General features: G+C 65.1%; 20 protein-coding genes and 1 tRNA gene. 10 read left to right on the top strand and 11 right to left on the bottom strand.

What is annotated here, in order from left to right; translation table 11 throughout:
* Positions 1-138: 138 nt before the first annotated feature.
* Entirely contained in the window at positions 139-1,035 is an 897-nt protein-coding gene (locus tag C8J43_RS07395; protein WP_133030348.1) for a DMT family transporter, read from the bottom strand.
* An 84-nt stretch (positions 1,036-1,119) separates the two neighbouring features.
* On the opposite strand from C8J43_RS07395, the gene C8J43_RS07400 reads away from it, so the two are divergent.
* Both C8J43_RS07400 and C8J43_RS07405 read left to right on the top strand, forming a co-directional pair.
* Positions 1,120-2,655 carry an aminoacyl--tRNA ligase-related protein gene (locus tag C8J43_RS07400; RefSeq protein ID WP_133030349.1) on the top strand — a complete coding sequence of 512 codons (1,536 nt, stop codon included), beginning with the start codon at positions 1,120-1,122 and terminating at the stop codon, positions 2,653-2,655.
* 178 nt (positions 2,656-2,833) lie between these two features.
* On the top strand, positions 2,834-3,196 hold the full coding sequence (locus tag C8J43_RS07405; protein WP_133030350.1) for a VOC family protein: 363 nt from the start codon (positions 2,834-2,836) through the stop codon (positions 3,194-3,196).
* 257 nt (positions 3,197-3,453) lie between these two features.
* On the opposite strand, the gene C8J43_RS07410 is transcribed toward C8J43_RS07405, so the two are convergent.
* Both C8J43_RS07410 and C8J43_RS07415 read right to left on the bottom strand, forming a co-directional pair.
* A complete protein-coding gene (locus C8J43_RS07410; protein WP_133030351.1) occupies positions 3,454-4,524 on the bottom strand; it encodes a PA0069 family radical SAM protein in 1,071 nt (356 codons plus the stop codon).
* A gap of 43 nt (positions 4,525-4,567) precedes the next feature.
* Positions 4,568-5,263, bottom strand: a complete 696-nt coding sequence (locus C8J43_RS07415; RefSeq protein WP_133030352.1) for an outer membrane beta-barrel protein — start codon at positions 5,261-5,263, stop codon at positions 4,568-4,570.
* A 169-nt stretch (positions 5,264-5,432) separates the two neighbouring features.
* Between C8J43_RS07415 and C8J43_RS07420 the strand changes: the two genes are divergently transcribed.
* Complete coding sequence (locus C8J43_RS07420) at positions 5,433-5,630, top strand: hypothetical protein (RefSeq protein WP_133030353.1); 198 nt, start codon at positions 5,433-5,435, stop codon at positions 5,628-5,630.
* Positions 5,631-6,056: 426 nt separating this feature from the next.
* On the opposite strand, the gene ihfB is transcribed toward C8J43_RS07420, so the two are convergent.
* Together ihfB and rpsA are read right to left on the bottom strand one after the other, a co-directional pair.
* Positions 6,057-6,335 (bottom strand): integration host factor subunit beta, encoded by a 279-nt coding sequence (gene ihfB / locus C8J43_RS07425; RefSeq protein WP_056051424.1) that lies wholly within the window; start codon positions 6,333-6,335, stop codon positions 6,057-6,059.
* A gap of 160 nt (positions 6,336-6,495) precedes the next feature.
* The gene (gene rpsA / locus C8J43_RS07430) at positions 6,496-8,214 is read right to left on the bottom strand and encodes a 30S ribosomal protein S1 (protein WP_055879635.1); all 1,719 of its coding nucleotides are present in this window, start codon (positions 8,212-8,214) and stop codon (positions 6,496-6,498) included.
* A gap of 276 nt (positions 8,215-8,490) precedes the next feature.
* Here rpsA and C8J43_RS07435 point away from each other — a divergent pair, with 276 nt between their 5' ends.
* Positions 8,491-8,748, top strand: coding sequence for a SemiSWEET family transporter (locus C8J43_RS07435; protein ID WP_133030354.1), 258 nt, complete (start codon positions 8,491-8,493; stop codon positions 8,746-8,748).
* A gap of 283 nt (positions 8,749-9,031) precedes the next feature.
* Here the strand turns inward: C8J43_RS07435 and cmk are convergent, their stop codons facing one another.
* Together cmk and aroA are read right to left on the bottom strand one after the other, a co-directional pair.
* Positions 9,032-9,670 (bottom strand): (d)CMP kinase, encoded by a 639-nt coding sequence (cmk, locus tag C8J43_RS07440; protein ID WP_133030355.1) that lies wholly within the window; start codon positions 9,668-9,670, stop codon positions 9,032-9,034.
* A gap of 1 nt (position 9,671) precedes the next feature.
* Positions 9,672-11,006, bottom strand: coding sequence for a 3-phosphoshikimate 1-carboxyvinyltransferase (gene aroA / locus C8J43_RS07445; protein WP_133030356.1), 1,335 nt, complete (start codon positions 11,004-11,006; stop codon positions 9,672-9,674).
* A 99-nt stretch (positions 11,007-11,105) separates the two neighbouring features.
* Here aroA and C8J43_RS07450 point away from each other — a divergent pair, with 99 nt between their 5' ends.
* Both C8J43_RS07450 and C8J43_RS07455 read left to right on the top strand, forming a co-directional pair.
* Positions 11,106-11,432, top strand: a complete 327-nt coding sequence (locus C8J43_RS07450; RefSeq protein WP_031395784.1) for a TIGR02300 family protein — start codon at positions 11,106-11,108, stop codon at positions 11,430-11,432.
* Positions 11,433-11,514: 82 nt separating this feature from the next.
* Positions 11,515-11,590 (top strand) — tRNA-Ala (locus tag C8J43_RS07455).
* Between the two features lie 146 nt (positions 11,591-11,736).
* Here C8J43_RS07455 and C8J43_RS07460 read toward each other — a convergent pair.
* The 3 genes from C8J43_RS07460 to C8J43_RS07470 form a co-directional block, all read right to left on the bottom strand.
* Complete coding sequence (locus tag C8J43_RS07460; protein ID WP_165899568.1) at positions 11,737-13,530, bottom strand: autotransporter domain-containing protein; 1,794 nt, start codon at positions 13,528-13,530, stop codon at positions 11,737-11,739.
* 110 nt (positions 13,531-13,640) lie between these two features.
* Positions 13,641-14,639, bottom strand: coding sequence for an inorganic phosphate transporter (locus tag C8J43_RS07465; protein WP_107953866.1), 999 nt, complete (start codon positions 14,637-14,639; stop codon positions 13,641-13,643).
* Positions 14,640-14,786: 147 nt separating this feature from the next.
* On the bottom strand, positions 14,787-15,905 hold the full coding sequence (locus C8J43_RS07470) for a DUF47 family protein (RefSeq protein ID WP_133030358.1): 1,119 nt from the start codon (positions 15,903-15,905) through the stop codon (positions 14,787-14,789).
* 195 nt (positions 15,906-16,100) lie between these two features.
* Between C8J43_RS07470 and C8J43_RS21850 the strand changes: the two genes are divergently transcribed.
* Positions 16,101-16,265 (top strand): hypothetical protein, encoded by a 165-nt coding sequence (locus C8J43_RS21850; RefSeq protein WP_165899569.1) that lies wholly within the window; start codon positions 16,101-16,103, stop codon positions 16,263-16,265.
* 104 nt (positions 16,266-16,369) lie between these two features.
* On the opposite strand, the gene C8J43_RS07475 is transcribed toward C8J43_RS21850, so the two are convergent.
* Entirely contained in the window at positions 16,370-17,695 is a 1,326-nt protein-coding gene (locus C8J43_RS07475; RefSeq protein WP_133030359.1) for an MFS transporter, read from the bottom strand.
* Positions 17,696-17,810: 115 nt separating this feature from the next.
* Between C8J43_RS07475 and pgsA the strand changes: the two genes are divergently transcribed.
* From pgsA to C8J43_RS07490, 3 genes are read left to right on the top strand one after another with little or no spacing between them, the layout of a single operon-like run.
* Positions 17,811-18,362 (top strand): CDP-diacylglycerol--glycerol-3-phosphate 3-phosphatidyltransferase, encoded by a 552-nt coding sequence (gene pgsA, locus C8J43_RS07480; protein WP_133030360.1) that lies wholly within the window; start codon positions 17,811-17,813, stop codon positions 18,360-18,362.
* A gap of 15 nt (positions 18,363-18,377) precedes the next feature.
* Positions 18,378-18,635 carry a molybdopterin converting factor subunit 1 gene (gene moaD / locus C8J43_RS07485; RefSeq protein ID WP_133030361.1) on the top strand — a complete coding sequence of 86 codons (258 nt, stop codon included), beginning with the start codon at positions 18,378-18,380 and terminating at the stop codon, positions 18,633-18,635.
* Positions 18,632-19,081, top strand: a complete 450-nt coding sequence (locus C8J43_RS07490; protein WP_133030362.1) for a molybdenum cofactor biosynthesis protein MoaE — start codon at positions 18,632-18,634, stop codon at positions 19,079-19,081. Before moaD ends, C8J43_RS07490 begins: the two co-directional genes overlap by 4 nt.
* The last annotated feature ends 110 nt before the right edge of the window (positions 19,082-19,191 follow it).

The following is a 19,191-nucleotide window of genomic DNA, read 5'->3' on the forward strand; positions in this document are numbered from 1 at the left end:
TCCTCCCCCGCAAGGGGGAGGTGGCTGGCCCCTTGCCAGACGGAGGGGGAGGAAAGGGCAACCTCCGTTCCGTGTCCTCCCCCTCCGACGCCTTCGGCGCCACCTCCCCCTAGCGGGGGAGGATTACAGGTCTCGCCATCAAGCGATCGCCCGATCCGTCTCTTCCCGCCGCCGCACATGCTCCCGCCAAACGATATACAACCCGCTCGCGACGATAACCGGCGCCCCGACCCAGGTCGCCTCCGCCGGCAGCGTGTCGAACACCAGCCACCCCAGCAACGTCGCCCACAACAGGCTCGAATAATCCATCGGCACCACCACCGACACGGGCCCGAGCCGCAACGACGTCGTCATCGCAATCTGCGCCAGCCCGCCGAAGATCCCGACGCTCGCCAGGCAAATCCACGCGACCAGATCATGCGACTGTGCCGCCCGCCCGTAAAACACCGACAACGGGATCAGCGACAGCGCCGAGAACCAGAACACCGTCGTCAGCGCACTCTCGGTCTTGCCAATCTGCCGCAACAGGATCGACACGCTCGCCGTGCCGAACGCCCCCGCCAGCGCACACCCCGCACCCCACAACGGAAAGTGGTCGCCGCTTCCGGGCTGTGCGACGATCAACACACCCGCGAACCCGGTCGCGACCGCCGCCCAGCGATGCCACCCGGTCGGCTCGCGCAACACCAGCGCCCCCAGGATCGTCGCGAACACCGGCACCGTGAACCCGATCGTCGTCGCCTCCGCGAGCGGCAGCGCGACGATCCCGTTGAAGGTGAACGCCATCGCCGACAGCCCGACGATCGCGCGAACGATGTGCGCGGGCAGCCGCCTGGTCTTGACCGAAGGCAGGCCCGGCCCTGCGACGATCACCGCCGACACCAGCAGGCACGCGCCGAACTGACGAAAGAACAGGATCTCCGACACGCTCGCGCCGTGCCGCTCGGCCAACTTGATCGCGGTATTCATCAGCGCGAAGATCACGACCGACAGCAACCGCATGCCGATGGCGGGAAGGATGCGGTCGGTGGGCATGCGCGACCCTACGCAAACCACCGCCGCGTCGCCATCCCGCAACTCACACGTGACGAACCCCCGCGCACCCGCTATCCGCACCCCATGATAAAGCGCGCACTCCCCGTCACCCGCGAGGCGGATTTCTCCGCCTGGTACCAGGCCGTCATCTCCGAGGCCGATCTCGCCGAGGAATCCGGCGTCCGCGGCTGCATGGTCATCCGCCCGTGGGGCTACGGCATCTGGGAGCGCATCCAGCGCCTGCTCGACGACCGGATCAAGGCGACGGGCCATGAGAACTGCTATTTCCCGCTGTTCATCCCGCTCTCCTACTTCGAGAAGGAGGCCGAGCACGTCGACGGCTTCGCCAAGGAAATGGCCGTGGTCACGCACCACCGCCTCAAGGCCGACGGTTACGGCCGCCTGATCCCCGATCCCGACGCAAAGCTCGAGGAGCCGCTGGTCGTCCGTCCGACCTCCGAGATGGTCATCGGCGCCGCGTTCGCACGCTGGGTCCAGTCGTGGCGCGACCTGCCCGTGCTGATCAACCAATGGGCGAACGTCGTCCGCTGGGAAATGCGCACCCGCATGTTCCTGCGCACCAGCGAGTTCCTCTGGCAGGAGGGCCACACCGCGCATGCGACCGCCGACGAAGCGCGCGACGAGACGCTGAAGATGCTCGAAGTCTATCGCGATTTCGCGGAGGAGTGCCTCGGCGTCCACGTCATCGCCGGCGAGAAGCCCGAGAACGAGCGCTTCCCCGGCGCCGTCGCGACCTATTCGATCGAGGCGATGATGCAGGACGGCAAGGCGCTCCAGGCGGGCACCTCGCATTACCTCGGCACCAACTTCGCGTCGGCGCAGAACATCCGCTTCCAGAACGCTGGCGGCGAGTTCGAGCTGTGCAACACCACCAGCTGGGGCGTGTCGACGCGGATGATCGGCGCGGTCATCATGGTCCACGGCGACGACGACGGCCTGCGCGTGCCGCCGATGATCGCCCCGTGGCAGGTCGTGATCGTGCCGATGCTGCGCGACGTCCCCGAGGACGCGGCGATCGTCGAATACTGCAAGTCGCTCCAGGCCGAACTCGCCAAGCAGTCCGCGCTTGGCGAACCGGTCCGCGCGCTGCTCGACCTCAAGCCCGCCAAGGCTGCGACCAAGCGCTGGGGCTGGGTCAAGAAGGGCGCCCCGATCGTGATCGAGGTCGGCGGCCGCGACATGGCCGGCGGCAACGTCACCGTGATCCGCCGCGACCGCCTGTACCGCGAGGATGGCAAGCTCGACAGCATCGCCACGCCGCGCGACGCGTTCGTTGCAGATGTCTCGGGCATGCTGGCCGAAGTGCAGGCGACGCTCCACGTCGAATCGATGAACCGCGTGAAGGGCAACATCGTCCCCGCCAACGACTTCGCCGCGGTCGAAGCGCATTTCGCCGACGGCGTGAAGAACCCCGGCTGGGTCGACGTCCGCTGGTCCAAGCCGACCGGCGCGGCACTCGACAAGGTCGTCGAACGGTTGAAGGCGCTGAAGCTGACGATCCGCAACGCGCCGATGGGACAGACCGGGTGCGATGACGGCGCCTGCATCTTCACCGGCGACCCCGCGGTGGAGCGCATCCTGATCGGCCGCGCCTACTAGGCATGCCGATCGGCCGCTACCGGCGTCGCGTCCAAGGCTCAGCATTGGGGCGGAGCGTGGCGACCGCCTGGAAACCCGAGGCAAGGAGCAACCAAAACCGTCCGGTCTGTCCGCTGCATCGTGGCGCTCGTCTGGTATCGTCGCATTGGCTTTGGCGATGCGACCTTAGGGGGCAGGCATGGGCGTGACGGGGGTCGGTGGTTTCTTCTTCCGGGCAAAGGACCCGGAGGCGATACGCGCCTGGTATGTCGAGCATCTCGGCGTCGGGTCGGTGCCGTATGGATCGTGGGAGACTCAGGCAGGCCCCAGCGTCTTCGCGCCGTTCGCCGTCGCCGCCGACTATTTCGCCGCGGATCGCCCCTGGATGCTCAATCTGCGCGTCGACGACCTCGACGGTATGATCGCGAGCCTTCGTGCGGCAGGAATCGCCGTAATCACCGATCCCGAATGGGATATGCCCGGTTTCGGTCGCTTCGCGCGCATCCATGATCCGGAAGGCAACCCGGTTGAGCTTTGGCAACCCGAGGACCCAGAAGGTTGAGGAAGTGCCCGTGTTTGATATGACGATCAGCGGTAGATCGGGATAGGGCGCCTTTGGTCTCGACCATGCCGACGTGGAGACTTCTCCCCTCCCTGGAAGGGAGGGGCCGGGGGTGGGTTGGCCTGCTTGAGCCATGGGGTTCGGGTGTGCGGAAGCCGACCCACCCCCACCCCTCCCTTCCAGGGAGGGGAGTAAGTTAGTCGCCCTTTATCTGATGGGGGGCGACAGAGTGGTCAGCCAAGCTACCTCCCTCATTGTCAGAACAACTCCCCCTGCGGCCCCCTCGGCGCCCGGAACAGATCGTTCCGCAAAGCCACCCGCTCGCGGTTCAGCCCATGCTTCGCACACGCAATCCGGAACCGGGTCCCGAGCAGATCCGCCCAAGGCCCTTGCCCCTGCATTCGCGTGAAGAAGTTCGGATCATTGTCCTTGCCGCCACGCAGCGACGCGATCGTCGCCATTACTTTCCCCGCGCGATCCGGAAAATGCTCGTCGAGCCAAGCCCGGAACAGCGGTGCCACCTCATGCGGCAATCGCACCGGAATGAAGAACGCGCGCGTCGCGCCTGCCTCCGCCGCGCGCGCGATCAAATGCTCGATCTCATGATCGGTGATCGCCGGGATGACGGGCGCGATCGACACGTACACCGGCACCCCCGCATCCGCGAGCTTGCGCACCGCCGCCAGCCGTCGCTCGGGATGTGGCGCGCGCGGCTCGACCGTCGACGCGACCTTCGGATCGAGCGAGGTGATCGACATCGCCACCGCCGCTAGGCCCTTGGCTGCCATCGGCGCGAGCAAATCGATATCGCGCACCACCCGGTCCGACTTCGTGGTGATCGTCAATGGATGATCGGTCTCCGCCAGAACCTCGATGATGCCGCGCGTGATCCGCCAGTCGCTCTCGATCGGCTGGTAAGGATCGGTGTTCGTCCCCAGCGCCATCGGTGCGACGACATAGCCAGGCTTCGACAGTTCAGCGCGCAACAGCGTCGCGGCGGACGGTTTCGCGAACAGCTTGCTCTCGAAATCGAGCCCCGGCGACAGATCATGAAACGCATGGCTCGGCCGCGCGAAACAATAGATGCAGCCGTGTTCGCACCCCCGATACGGATTGATCGAGCGGTCGAACGGCACGTCGGGCGACGCGTTGCGGCTGATGATCGTGCGCGGGGTCTCGACGGTCACCGTCGTCCGAAGCTTTGGGGCGATCCCGTCGATCCCCTCGCGCATGTCGAGCCAGTCGCCGTCCGCCTCGGTCTGCGGCAGATTGAACCGCCGGCTTTCGTCATTGCGGGTAGCACCACGAACCGGGCGGGCCTGTTTCATCGGGTGAAACTAGACATCGCCACGGAACATAGCAAGAACGATATTAGAAGCGGAAGCCGATCCCGGCGACGACCTGGTGACGGCTGAAATCGAGGCTCGCCTTGTCCGACCCGTCGACGACTTCATAGCCGTTGTAATCGGTGTAGACGTATTCGAGCTTGCCGTAGAAATTGCGCCCGAACCCGGCCTGTACGCCTGCACCGACGTGGAAGCCGCTCAGGTTGTCCGAAAGGCGGAAATTGTCCTCAGGGAAGGTCGGATCGGTGTAGTTGAGGCGGATCTGGCCGTTCGAATAGCCGCCCTTGATATAGGCTACCGTCGTCGGGTTGATCAGAAAGCCACCGCGCACGCCGGCGGTCAGGTTGCGGCCGGGCTTCAGGCAGGTGTCGACACCGTCGCCACCGTCGAAGCACTGCTTGGCGCTCGATCCCTCGATACCGCCATAGACGCCGAGCATGGTGCCGCCGTTGACGACCATATCGTAGCCGACCTCGCCGCCATAGGTGACGCCGCTCTTGCCTTCGCTCAGGCGGCCCGAGTTTTCACCGGCTTCGACGTTCAGTTCGGTGATGACGCGGTCGTAGCCGATCCGCGGCTCGACGCGCAGGCCGCTGACGCCATCTGACTGGCCATACGCGGTCGCAGCGTCGCTGGCGCCATTCGGACCCACGTCGGACTGTGCGAAAGCTGGCGCGGCCGGTGCGGCGGCGAGTGCCGCGATAAGCAGGTACTTGTACATTCGATAGGTCCCCTGTGAACCAGCCCCCTGGCTGATCCCACGGTCGTCTCTCTCCCCGCCACGTGGTTTCGACAAGGTTAACCCAGCACGGTTGCGTCCATTTCCGATCCATCGGTCGGGCTTCGAATGAGCGCTCGCGAAGGGGCGACAGAACGCCTAGGGCGGTAGCATGACGGAACAGATCACCACCGTGGAGCGCGCATTCGAACTGGCACGATCCGGCACTTGCAGCTCGGTCAACGACCTGCGGCAGCGCTTGCGTCGCGAGGGCTATGATGCGGTGCATCTTCACCTGCACGGCGCATCGATCAACAAACAATTGGTCGACCTGATGCACGCCGCAAAAGGATCGTCGGGCGCAGAGTGATGCGTGCCGCTGGCGAGTAAACTGCGTCGCCGCAGTGGCGTCGCTGGCGTCGATCGATGGACAGGCCCATTGGGCAGGATGGTGCGGGCGGGGGGACTCGAACCCCCACGGGCCTAGGCCCAACGGATTTTCGTACCAGCTACGGTTTTCACCGCCGCCCGAGGGCGTTTGTGGTCTGGACTATCCCTTCACCATGTCCCGGCAGGCCGGGATACAGGTGCTGCCCGTCTAGTCTCTACACCTTCCCGAGATCGCTCTCGGGCTTGGCTCGGGATTCCCATTTTACAGGCTTCCCCGAATTTGAGCAGTTCTACGCCGCGGGTTTCCCCGTGGGCACTCAAGCATGTCTAAGTCCGGTGCGTCTACCATTCCGCCACGCCCGCATCCGAGGCGGTCTTAAGACGCTTCGGTGCCGCCGCCAAGACCTCACACGTTGAGGCGGGCGCGCATTTCCTTGCCGGGTTTGAAATACGGCACGCGCTTGGCGTCGACCGCGACGACCTCGCCGGTACGCGGGTTGCGACCGGTACGCGCATCGCGCGCGCGCGTCGAAAATGCGCCGAACCCGCGCAGTTCGACACGGCCATCGCCGGCGAGCCGCTTCGAAATTTCGTCGAAGAACGTACTGACGATCAGCTCGACTTCGTTCGGTTGCAAGTCCGGATGCGCTTCGGCGATCTTCAAGACTAGTTCAGATCGAATCATTCGATTTCCCGCTCATGTGGCAGTTCCGCTCGTTGATGTAAGTCAACATACAAAGCGTTAGCACTAATCCGGACGCAGTCAAAAACCAAAATGGGGTAGATAAGAAAAAGCCCGGCATGTTCGCGACATGCCGGGCCAAATCTTGGTTAAGCCGTTGAGCTTACTTCTTCTCGGCTTCCGTACGGGCCTTGAGAGCCTCGCCCAGGATGTTGCCCAGAGTCGCGCCGGAGTCCGACGAACCGTACTGAGCGACAGCCTGCTTCTCTTCCGAGATCTGCATAGCCTTGATCGAGAAGGTCGGCTTCTTCGAACGATCGAAGCCGGTGACCATCGCGTCGAACTTCTGGCCGACCTGGAAACGCTCCGGACGCTGCTCGTCGCGATCGCGACCCAGATCCGTGCGCTTGATGAAGCCGGTCGCGCCATCGTCGCCCTGCTGCACTTCGAGGCCCGCGTCGCGGACTTCGAGAACGGTCACGGTAACGATCGCGTTCTTGTTCAGCTTGTCGCCTGCTGCTGCGATGCCGCCAGCCGATGGCCCGCCGCGCTCGAGCTGCTTCATGCCGAGCGAAATACGCTCCTTCTCGGCGTCGATGTCGAGCACGACGGCCTCGACCGTCTCACCCTTGCGATGCAGGTTGAGCGCGTCCTCGCCCGAAACACCCCAGGCGATGTCCGACATGTGGACCATGCCGTCGACGTCATTGTCGAGGCCGATGAACAGACCGAACTCGGTTGCGTTCTTGACTTCGCCTTCGACGGTCGAACCGATCGGATGAGCGGCAGCGAATGCCTCCCAAGGATTGGCCTGAGCCTGCTTGAGGCCGAGCGAGATGCGACGCTTCTCGGAATCGACTTCGAGGACCATGACGTCGACTTCCTGCGAGGTCGACACGATCTTGCCCGGATGGACGTTCTTCTTGGTCCAGGACATTTCCGACACGTGGACGAGGCCTTCGATGCCCGCTTCCAGCTCGACGAACGCACCATATTCGGTGATGTTCGTGACGCGGCCGGTGAGCTTCGCGCCGACCGGGTACTTGACCATCGCGCCATCCCAGGGATCGCTCTCCAGCTGCTTCATGCCGAGGCTGATGCGCTGGGTGTCCTTGTTGATGCGGATGATCTGCACCTTGACGGTGTCGCCGATGTTCAGGACTTCGCTCGGGTGACCGACGCGCTTGTAGCTGAGATCGGTGACGTGCAGCAGGCCATCGATGCCGCCGAGGTCAACGAACGCACCGTAATCGGTGATGTTCTTGACGACGCCGTCGATGATCTGGCCCTCGGCCAGGCTGAGGATCAGGCCCGAACGCTGCTCTGCGCGCGTCTCTTCGAGAACGGCGCGACGCGACACGACGATGTTGCCGCGCTTGCGGTCCATCTTCAGGATCTGGAACGGCTGGGGGATATCCATCAGCGGGGTGACATCGCGCACGGGGCGGATATCGACCTGCGAACCGGGCAGGAAGGCAACGGCGCCGTTCAGGTCGACGGTGAAGCCACCCTTCACGCGGCCGAAGATGACGCCTTCGACGCGGGTTGTCTTGGAGAATTCGGTTTCCAGCTTGTCCCATGCGGCTTCGCGACGGGCGCGATCGCGGCTGAGCATCGCTTCGCCGTGGACGTTCTCGACGCGGTCGACATAGACTTCGACTTCGTCGCCGACCTTGAGGTCAGCCTTCTGGCCCGGCGCTGCGAATTCGCGAAGCGGCACGCGGCCTTCCGACTTCAGACCGACGTCGATGACGGCCATGTCGTTCTCGATGCCGGTCACGGTGCCATGCACCACGCGGCCCTCGAAGCTGTCGGCGTCGCCGAGCGTTTCGTTCAGCATCGCCGCGAAATCGTCGCGGGTCGGCATTACCTGGGTTGCCATAGAATTCAGTAATCCTAGTCTGTTTCCGGCCAAGCGGTTGGGTCCGCTGGTCTTGGCCTTCGTTGCCGCGACGACCGAACGTCGAACGCAGCATCCGGACTGCACGAGGCGCAGAGGACGTAGACGCTGAATGCGAAAACGGCGCGTGAGACTCGAGGGTCTCCGCGCCTTCCTCCACGAGCATCGCTCGCCGGACGGTTCCGTATAGCCGAAACCGGGTCTCGGAGCAAGTTCGGCTCGGCTTCGTTAAGGGCGCTTCACAACAGGAGCGAAGATTTGAACGAACGCGGCATTCTCGTGCTGGGCTGGGTCGCCACCGTGACGGCGATCGTGATGTACCTGTCGTACATCGACCAGATCATGCTGAACCTTTCAGGGCAGAAGGGATCGGTGGTCCAGCCGTTCGCGACGATGGTGAACTGCGCGCTGTGGGTCGGGTATGGGTTTTTGAAGGACAAGCGGGACTGGCCGATCGTCGTGGCTAATGCGCCGGGGGTGGTGTTCGGGGCGGTGGCGCTGGTTACTGCGATTTAGGGGAGCGTGGGTCGCGTCGCTGTGAGCGGGGCTTGGGAGTATGACGGGCGGCGCCCCCGCTTCCTTGTTCTCCCGCGAAGGCGGGAGCCCAGTCTGGGTCCCCGCCTTCGCGGGAAAACAATATTGGGTTGCGGTAGCTCCCCCCAACAGAGCAACCACCCCGGCGGAGGCCGGGGCCCAATTGGGGGACGGTACTAACTGAGGACCGCGCTTCGTTACCGCGGACGTTCCAATTGGGCCCCGGCCTTCGCCGGGGTGGTTGCCGCTGCTGAGAGGGGATGGCTTAAACCGAAGCCGCCTTCTTCGCACGCTGCGCCTCAACCAACGCAACCGCCCTCTGCACCGAAGCCTCGATCGACAGAAAACTCGTATCCAGCAAAGCAGCATCCGCCGCCATCACCAACGGCGCCGTAGACCGCCCACTATCCCGAGCATCCCGAGCCCGAATGTCCGCCAGAACCCGATCCTTGCTCGCAGTCCCCCCCCGAGCCTGCAACTCCGCATGCCGCCGCTGCGCCCGGATATTCGGCGTGGCCTTCACGAACAGCTTCGCATCCGCATCCGGCGCGATCACCGTGCCGATATCGCGCCCATCCAAAATCGCGCCACCCTCCTGCGCCGCAAACCGCTTCTGCCGATGCAACAATGCCGCGCGGACCAGCGGATGCGCCGACACCACCGACGCCAGCGCGCCGATATCGTCGTCGCGCAGCGCCGGGTCGCTCAACAGCGCATCGTTGAAATCGCACGCCGCGACCGCGTCGGCCTCGGTCTCCGGATCGAGCCCCATCCGCGCCACGCTCAACGCGACCGCGCGGTACAGCAGCCCGGTATCGAGATACGGCAACTTGTAATGCTTGGCCAAGGCACGCGCGATGGTGCCCTTGCCCGATGCCGCCGGACCGTCGACTGCGATGATCATCTTAATTCCCCCGGCCGGTAAGCGCGTCGAGCGACCGGAAGAACACGGGATAGCTCGTCGCCACCGGCGATACATCATCGATCGTGACGGGCTGAACGGCGCCAAGTCCAGCCACGACCATGCTCATTGCGATGCGGTGGTCGAGTTTCGAGGCCACCCGAGCGCCACCGCGAATCGCCGCGCCGCCCGAGCCGGTGATCGCCATGCCGTCTTCGAACTCCTCGCAAAGAACCCCGCAGGCTTCGAGCGCGATCCGCATCGTCGTGATCCGGTCCGATTCCTTGACGCGCAACTCATGAGCGCCGCGCGCGACGGTCGTGCCGGTCGCGAACGCCGCCGCCACGAACAGCACGGGATATTCGTCGATCATGCTCGGCGCGAGATCGGCCGGCACCTCGATCGCGGTCAGCGGCGCGTGGCGAACGCGCAGGTCCGCGACCGGTTCGCCCCCAACGACGCGCGGGTCGAGCTCGGTAATATCCGCGCCCATCATCCGCAGAGCCGTAACGATCCCGATCCGCGTCGGGTTCAGCCCGACGTTGCGCACGACGATATCCGACCCCGGTACGATAGACGCCGCGACCAGCCAGAACGCCGACGACGATGGGTCGCCCGGCACGACGATATCCTGCGGCTTCAGGTCCGCTTCGCCGGTGATCGAGATGACGCGGCCCTGGTTCGTCTCCTCGACGGTCAGCTTCGCGCCGAACCCGGTCAGCATTCGCTCGCTATGATCGCGCGTCGCGACCGGCTCGATGACTCGCGTGATCCCCGGCGTGTTGAGCCCAGCCAGCAAAATCGCCGACTTCACCTGCGCCGACGCGACCGGCAGCGTGTATTCGATCGGCACCGCCGGACACATCCCGCGTACCATCAGCGGCAGCCGCCCGCCTGGCGAGGACGTGATGTCCGCCCCCATCTGCGACAGCGGCTCGATCACGCGCCCCATCGGCCGCCCCGACAGCGACGCATCACCGGTGAAGGTGCAGGTAATCGGATGGCTCGACACCAGCCCCATCAGCAGGCGCGTCGATGTCCCCGAATTCCCCATCTCCAGCGCGGTCTCTGGCTGGAGCAGTCCGCCGACCCCAACGCCGTCCACCACCCAGATCCCGTCCTCGCTACGCTCGATCGTCGCGCCCATCGCGCGCATCGCCGCCGCGGTCGCGAGCACGTCCTCACCCTCCAGCAACCCCTCGATCCGGCTGGTGCCGACCGCGAGGCTCGCGAACATCAGCGCGCGGTGGCTGATCGACTTGTCGCCGGGGACCGCGATCGAACCGGTCAAAGGACCGCGCGCGACGACGTCCATCGAAGTGGGGAGGGGGTGTGCCATGGGGCCGGGCTTTTGACAGTGGCCTTGCGCTATGGCAAGGCGCGCCCACTTTGCGAGGGTATCCCCCCGCAATCCATTCATCCGAAAGGTTCTATCGGCATGATCAAGCCGGAATGGGGCACGAAGCGTTCGTGCCCGAAATGCGCGACGCGTTTCTACGACCTCGAAAAAGCCGACCCCGTGACCTGCATCGAATGCGGGTATGCGTGGGAGCCCGAGCCCATCCTGAAGTCGAAGCAGCCGCTGCCGTTCGAGGTCGCCAAGCCCGACACCAAGAAGCCCGACGCGGATCTCGAGGGTGACGAGGAAGAGGACATCGCCTCGATCACCGGCGAGGACGAAGAGCCGTCGGCGGACGACGAAGTCGATCTCGGCGGCGACGACGACCTCGGCGTCGAGACGCCGCAGGACGAGCACGAGCGTTAATTGGAATAAATTTGGCAGGCGGCATTTACGCCGCTTGCCAACCCGGGCGGGTCCGGTTAGTGACCCGCCTCCCAACGGGAATGGGGCCGTAGCTCAGCTGGGAGAGCGTTCGCATGGCATGCGAAAGGTCAGGGGTTCGATCCCCCTCGGCTCCACCATTTCCGTTGATGACCGGTCGATTGGACCGTTTTTTCAGATAGCGCGATCGAGCCGGACGGCAACGTCCTAGGCATGTTGCCTCAGCCCGCCTCGAACGGTGTTCGGGACGCGGAGCCTCCACATCCCGAACACGGTCGCCACGCAGCTAGAACGCGGCGGATAGCCCCATGAATGCCGACACGCTGTCGCGGTCGTCGCGCAACGCGTAGCCGGCGACACCAGCGCGGAGCGACAACTGCCCTGCGACATTGCCGTCCACCCCCATCGCATAGCTCATATAGCTGCGATCGGCGCGTTCGACCGTGCTCGTGAAGCTGATTGGGGCACCCGTTGGCGTCATCGTCAGCGTGCGGGGATCGTCGTCGAATTCGCGCTCGTACCCGGCGCGTGCGAAGAACCGCACGGGTTCTCCGGGAACGGTGCGAAGGACAGCGCCGAAGCGGCCCGTCAGGCTTTCGATCTCCTGCTTGCCGAAGCTCGCCGCAGTCGAAAGCCCGCCGGTTTCCGCATAGCCGGCGATACGAACCCGGTCATACTGCGCCGCGAGGTCTGGGCCGAAGGCGAGCCCGCCGAACTTGACGAGGTCGACCGCGGCAGTCACTCGCCCAGCGACGTAGGTGCCGTCGGTCTCGCCCTCATGCGATCGGATCGCCGGGCGGAGCTGGACGGTGCGCCGAATGTGGCGGTAATCGATCTCGCCATAGGTCCCGTCCGCAAGCAGGCGGACCGGGCCGAGGTCACCCCGCGCGTAGCCGCTGACCGACCAGGCGCGGGGCTTGTAGCTGCCAGCGCCGGTCTTGAAGTCGCCGGTGCCGTCCGAATAGCCACCGGCGAGACCGACCCCCGATGCATTGCCGATCGCGAGGTCGGCGCCTGCGGTGCCGCTGAAGCCGCGCTCGGTAATGCCGACGCGCTGGGCGGACGTGCCGCTCGAATAATAATGATAGCCGGCGCCGCCGAACACCGACAGCGCGTGTCCGTCGCGTTGCGCGCCGCCACGCTCGGCGGCTTCGAACAGGTCGCGCTGTCCGCGGAACATCGCCTGCGCCGCATAACCGAGTCCGGCGATCTGGTCGGGGGCCTGGACCAGGCTGGCCAATGCCTGCCCCTGGATACGCTGCGTGATGCCGGCTGGGTGGACGCTGTCGGCCTGGATATACGTCTCGTTGGCGTTCGGTGACACGAGCGTCGCGCGCGTGCAGGCGAGCGACGAGGGGACGGTGCAGGCGACTCCGGTGATGTTGGTGTAGCCATAGGTCGCGGGACTGGCGACGAGTTCGCCGAACAGCCGGTCGGTATCGAAATACAGCGCGTTGACGTTCGCCGCCGCCAATGCCGCGGCATAGGTCCGGTTGAACAGCTGGAGCCCGGCCGCGCCGCCGGTCTGAACCGCGAGCGTGACGATCCGCGTGGCACCGGCGGCCTGGAGCCGGCCGACCTGCGCGGCAAGCTGCGTGGCAGCCGTCGTCACGATCGCAGTGTTGGTGCTGCCGGCCGCCTGGAACGCGAAATAATCGTTGCCGCCGCCCTGGATGTAGACGAGGTCGCGCGGCCCGAAACTGCCGCCGGCGGCGAGGAAATTGCTGATCTGGGTCGCGACCGGGATCGATAGCGCGTTCGCGGCGGTCACGCGGGCGCCGCCGACCGCATAGTTGGTGCCGCCCTTGCCGTAGACCGGGTCAAGCGACAGCCCGAGTCGCGCCGCGAGGACCTCGGGTGCGACCGGGTCGGGGTTGGTCGTGAAGCTGCCCGCGTCGCGCGGCAGGCGTGGGTCGAGCGTCAGGTAATAGCCGCCGTCGGCGAGGCTGTCACCGAACACGACCATGCGGTTATAGGTCTCGGTGCTCGCGACGCTGGTCAGGCTGGCGGTCTGTGCGTGGCCCGGACTCGCGACGCTCAGCGCGCTCCCGAACAGCAACGCCGTGTAGGTCGTCTTCATGATACCCTCTCCCTGGCGGCGAAGGATCATTGTCCTTCGCTCGACAGGGAGTGTCGGAGCCGCTTACGTCCGCGTCAATAGAGTGCCGATTGGGCGCGGGAGGTGGTCGTTCAGACGAACAGGCCGACGAGCAGGTACGTTCCCGCGCCGATCAATCCGGCGGCGGGCAGGGTGAGCGTCCAGGCGACGACGATGTTGCTGGCGACGTTCCAGCGAACAGCGGAGAGGCGCCGGGCGGCACCGACGCCGACGATCGAGCCGGTAATGGTGTGCGTCGACGATACCGGGATGCCCCAGAAGGTCGCGGCGAACAGCGTGATCGCGCCGCCGGTCTCCGCACAGAACCCCTGCGCCGGGGTTAGCCGCGTGATCTTCGAGCCCATCGTGTGGACGATCCGCCAGCCACCCGACAGCGTGCCGAGCGCCATCGCCGCCTGGCAGGACAGGACGACCCAGAGCGGCACGTGGAATTCGCCGCCGAGCAGGCCCTGCGAATACAGCAGCACGGCGATGATCCCCATCGTCTTCTGCGCGTCGTTGCCGCCGTGGCCGAGCGAATAGAGCGCGGCGGATATCAGCTGAAGTTTGCGGAAACGCTTGTCGACACCGAGCGGGGTGAGCTTCAGGCTCGTCCACGCGACGATCAGCACCAGCACGAGTGCGAGCATCAGGCCGATCGCGGGCGAGGCGAAGATCGCTAGGACGGTCTTGATGACGCCGCTCCAAACGATCGCGCCGAAACCGATCTTGGCGATACCCGCGCCGAGCAGCCCGCCGATCAATGCGTGGCTGCTGCTCGACGGGATGCCGAGCACCCAGGTGATGACGTTCCACGCGATCGCCCCCATCAGCGCGGCGAAGATCACCTGCGCGTCGATCACGTGCGCCTGGACGATCCCGGTGCCGACGGTCTGCGCGACGTGGAGGCCGAAGACGGCGAACGCGATGAAGTTGAAGAACGCCGCCCAGAGAACGGCGTATTGAGGCTTCAGCACGCGCGTCGAGACGACGGTGGCGATCGAGTTCGCCGCGTCGTGGAGGCCGTTCAGGAAGTCGAACAGCAGCGCTATGCCGATGAGGCCGATGAGGAGGGGGAGGGAGAGGATCATGCCGCCGCTCCGGACGCCGTCGGACTCCCCTCCCTGGAAGGGAGGGGCAGGGGGTGGGTCGGTATGGGGCGGGTGTCACGATTCGTCTCGGGCCGACCCACCCCCAACCCCTCCCTTCCAGGGAGGGGAGAGGACAATGTCGACACATCAAGCATGGTCGATGACCAGCCCCTGGATCTCGTTCGCCACATCCTCGAAGCGGTCGACGATCTTTTCCAGGCTGCTGTAGATCTCGCGGTTGATGATGAACGTCATCGGGTCCGCACTGATCTTCGACGCCTGGAACAGCGCGCGCAGGCCCGTGTCGTGGATGTCGTCGGCATGCCCCTCGATCTGGATCAGCCGCGCGGTCAGGTCGTGCAGACGCCCTGCATTGGTGCCGAGCGAGCGGAGCAGCGGAATCGCCTCCGCGGTGATCCGTGCGGCCTCGACGATGATGCCGGCCATGTCGCGCATCTGCGGCGAGAATTCGGTGACCTCGTACAGCGCGATCGCGTTGGCGGTGCCGTTCATCTGGTCGATCGCGTCGTCCATGACGCCAATCAGATCGGTGATCGCGCTGCGGTCGAACGGCGTGACGAACACGCGGCGAACGTCCTGAAGGACCTCGCGCGTGATGTCGTCGGCCTCGTGCTCGCGCTTGACGATCTCGGCGATCTGACCCTCGATCGAGCCTTCGCCGTGGAGAAGCCGTGCAAGCGCATTGGCGCCGGCGACCAGGGTCGCGGCATGCGCGTCGAACAGTTCGAAGAACCGTCCCTGCTTCGGCATCAGCGACTGGAACCAGCCCAGCATCGGAATTCTCCTTTTCGCGCTTCCGCGCACGACGGGTAAGATACGTTGCGCGAGCGACGCCGGGATCGGCGGCTCACGGAAAGCAGCGATCAGCGCCTTCAGGCCGGGCTCATTGACAGCCTCCGCCGCACGATCAAGCGTAAACCAGCGTGTGTCGCGCTGATGACGCTCGGGCCAGTCCTCCACCTGCTCGACGAACGCGAGTGGAAACACGGTGACGATCATGTCGCGGTAACGGCCGGTGCGGCGGCGTTTGCGATAGGCGAATTGCCCGACGGGCGAGGGGCAGGGGATGCCGCGGATGCCGGCTTCCTCATAGGCTTCTTGGGCTGCGGCCTCGTGGCTGGCGAGCCCGGTGATGGGATTGCCCTTGGGAATCACCCAGCGGCCGGTATCGCGCGACGTGATCAGCATCACGCGCGCATGTCCGGCCTCGTCGATCACATAGGGAAGTGCGCCGATCTGCTCGATGGTCCGGGTCCTCGCGCCCGCAGAATCACGGGGAAAGACTGGAGCTTATACGCGGTTTTTACGCAAGGATAGCGGATCGGCGGCGGCTTTATGGGCCGTCAGCTGGGGCCCATTTCTGTCCCATTGCCGGACGCCGCCAGTTTAACCACTTTTGCCACTGGTCGAATTGGTAAACGCGACGTTAACGTTTTCATCATGACCAGACGCCTAGTCCTTACCAACGAAGCCGCCCGCCATCCGCTGCGCCGATCGTTGCCGCCGCCGGTAGTCGCCAGCGCGAAGAACGACGATCACGACGTGAAGCTGTTTCTGCTGAGCTTCGCGGCGTTTTTCACGTGCTTTTACAGCTTCATTTTCTGAGGCTCACGCACCCCTTTTTCCGTTCGTGCTGAGCGCAGTCGAAGCACCTGCTTTTGGGACTCACCCTTCGACTTCGCTCAGGGCGAACGGACTCAGGAGTGAGGCTACCCCCTCAGCGTCGGCAAACACCCGATCGCGTCGTCGTCGCAGGCCCGGTGCAGCTTCTGCGCCAGCCATGCCGAGACGAGGCACATCGCTGCGACGAGAAACAGCATGTCCTCGGGCGTCACGCCCATCGCGGTGATGCCGATGACGAGGATCGAACCGACCGTCATCGCGCCCGAGTTAACCACGTTGTTCGCCGCCACGGTCCGCGCGGTCTGGTCCTTCTCGACGGTCGTCGTCAGGAATGCGTATAGCGGCACCACGAACATTCCGCCGGTGATCGCGATCGCCAGCAGCGTCGCCAGCACGGGGATCGCACCCGGCTGATGGATGAAGCCCGCCCAGTCGTAATAATGCCCCGGTGGCGCCGGCGTCCAGGTCCGCGCGAGGAACGAGAATAGCACGACGAACCCGCCCATCGCGATCACCGACGCGGGCGAGAACTTCGCCGAGATACGCCCTCGCAGCATCGTGTTGATGACCACCGAGCCGATCGCGACCCCGACCGAGAACACCGCGATCACGAAGCTCGCGACTCGCTCGTCGGCGGTGAGCACGTTCTTCACTAGCGGCGGGAAGACGATGATCAGCACCGCGCCGATCGTCCAGAAGAAGCTGATCGCGATGATTGCGAGGAATAGCCGTGGGATGTGCAGCGTCGCGCTGATCAGTCGCCACGACGCCGTGAACGGGTTGTAGTCGAGCTTCAGCGGCGGGCCTTCGCGTGGCGCCGGCGGCACCTGGCGTCCTGCAAACCAGCCGATCGCGGCGACGACCAGCACGCTGGCAGCGGCGCCCTCGATCGGGATCCAGCCTGCGGTCACGGTGCCCAGCAGGATCGCGAGATACGTTCCCGCCTCAACGAGTCCAGTGCCGCCGAGCACGTCGCACGGCTTCAGATGCTGCGGCAGAATCGCGTATTTGATCGGCCCGAAGAAGGTCGAATGCACGCCCAGGCACAGCACCGCGCCGAGCATGAGCCCGATTCCGAGCGACGGATGCCCCGCACGCGCGACCATCAGCCCGGTCGCACCCAGAAGCATGATGCCGATCTCGACCGTCTTGACGATCCGGATGATCCGCGCCTTGTCGTGGCTGTCCGCCAATTGCCCGGCAAGCGCGGACAGCAGGAAGAACGGCAGGATGCCGAGTCCCGTCGCCAGCGCGTTGAAATTGGCCTCCATCTTCGGGTCGTTGAAGACCGCATAGGTCGCGAACAGGACCATCGAGGTCTTGAACAGATTGTCGTTGAACGCGCCGAGAAACTGGGTCGTGAACAGCGGGAGGAAGCGACGTTGCTTCAGCAACCCAAGGGCATTGAGCATGACGGGAAATAGCCCTGATCGTTGCGGTAATATGTCCAACCCTTAGCCGAGCGTCATCCGCGCGCCAACGCTTAAACCGGTTTCGCCGCGCGACCGACCGGTATAGGGGTGGTGGGTGTTGAGCTTGCCTAACCTCCTGACATTGTCGCGGATCGTCGCGGTGCCCCTGCTGGTCTGGTTCCTGTGGTGGCCCGACTGGGAGGCGGGGTACGGTATCGCCTTCGTGCTGTATTGCCTGATGGGTATTACCGATTATTTCGACGGGTACCTCGCGCGGTCGAGCGGTGCGGTGTCGCGGCTGGGGATCTTCCTCGATCCGATCGCGGACAAGATCATGGTCGCGGCGGTGATCCTGATCCTGGTCGGTACGCGCGATATTCCGGGCGTCCACGTGATCGCCGCGCTTGTCATCCTGCTGCGCGAGATCGCGGTGTCGGGCCTGCGCGAATTTCTTGCACAGGTGCAGGTCTCCGTACCGGTTTCGCAGCTGGCGAAATGGAAGACGACGTTGCAGCTCGTGTCACTCGGCGGCATCATCCTCGGCGGCGCGGTGCCCGACATGGTCTGGGTGCACACCGTCGGCATCGTCGCGTTGTGGGGCGCAGCCGTCCTTACGCTGATGACCGGATGGGATTATCTCCGCGTCGGCCTGAAGCACATGGACTGAATAGGCATTACGGGCATGACGATACGGATGGTGTATTTCGCCTGGGTGCGCGAGCGCATCGGCACGGGTGAAGAGTCGGTCGAGCCTCCGACGAGCGTCGTGACGGTGGCCGATCTGGTCGATTGGCTGGCGGAGACGAGCGCCGCCCATGCGGGTGCGTTCGAGAACCGCTCGCGACTACGCGCGGCGATCGATCAGGATTTCGTGCCGCTCGATACGCCGATCGGTCGCGCACAGGAAATCGCGATCTTCCCACCGGTGACCGGCGGATGATCCATATCTCGGTCCAGCAATTGCCGATCGATATCGCCGCCGAGATGACGCGCGCGGAGGCGGCTGGCGCCGGCGCGGTGGCGACGTTCACCGGACTGGTGCGTGCGGACGACGGCGTGGGAACGCTCGAGCTCGAACATTATCCCGACGCGACCGAGGCTGCGTTGCTCAAGGTTGCCGAGGGTGCGATCGAGCGCTGGTCGCTGAGCGCCGCGATCATCGTGCACCGCGTCGGGCCGATGCATCCGGGCGAGCGCATCGTGTTCGTCGCGGCGGCGGCGGCACACCGGGGTGCGGCGCTGGAAGCCTGCGCGTATCTGATCGATCGGCTGAAGACCGACGCGCCATTCTGGAAGCGAGAGACGCGCGGAGTTGAAGCTAGCTGGGTAGAGGCGCGTGATCACGATCACGCCGCCGCTGCCCGGTGGAATACGCCGAGCAGCTAGCGCAAAGCTTGCTCCACCGCGAAAGCGGGAGCCCAGACTGGATTCCCGCCTTCGTGGTAAGCAAGGCAGTGCAGGCCGCGCTCTCCGATGAGACCGCGGCCCGCACTCAA

The sequence above is a fragment of the Sphingomonas sp. PP-CE-1G-424 genome (genome assembly GCF_004341085.1).
GTDB lineage: Bacteria > Pseudomonadota > Alphaproteobacteria > Sphingomonadales > Sphingomonadaceae > Sphingomonas.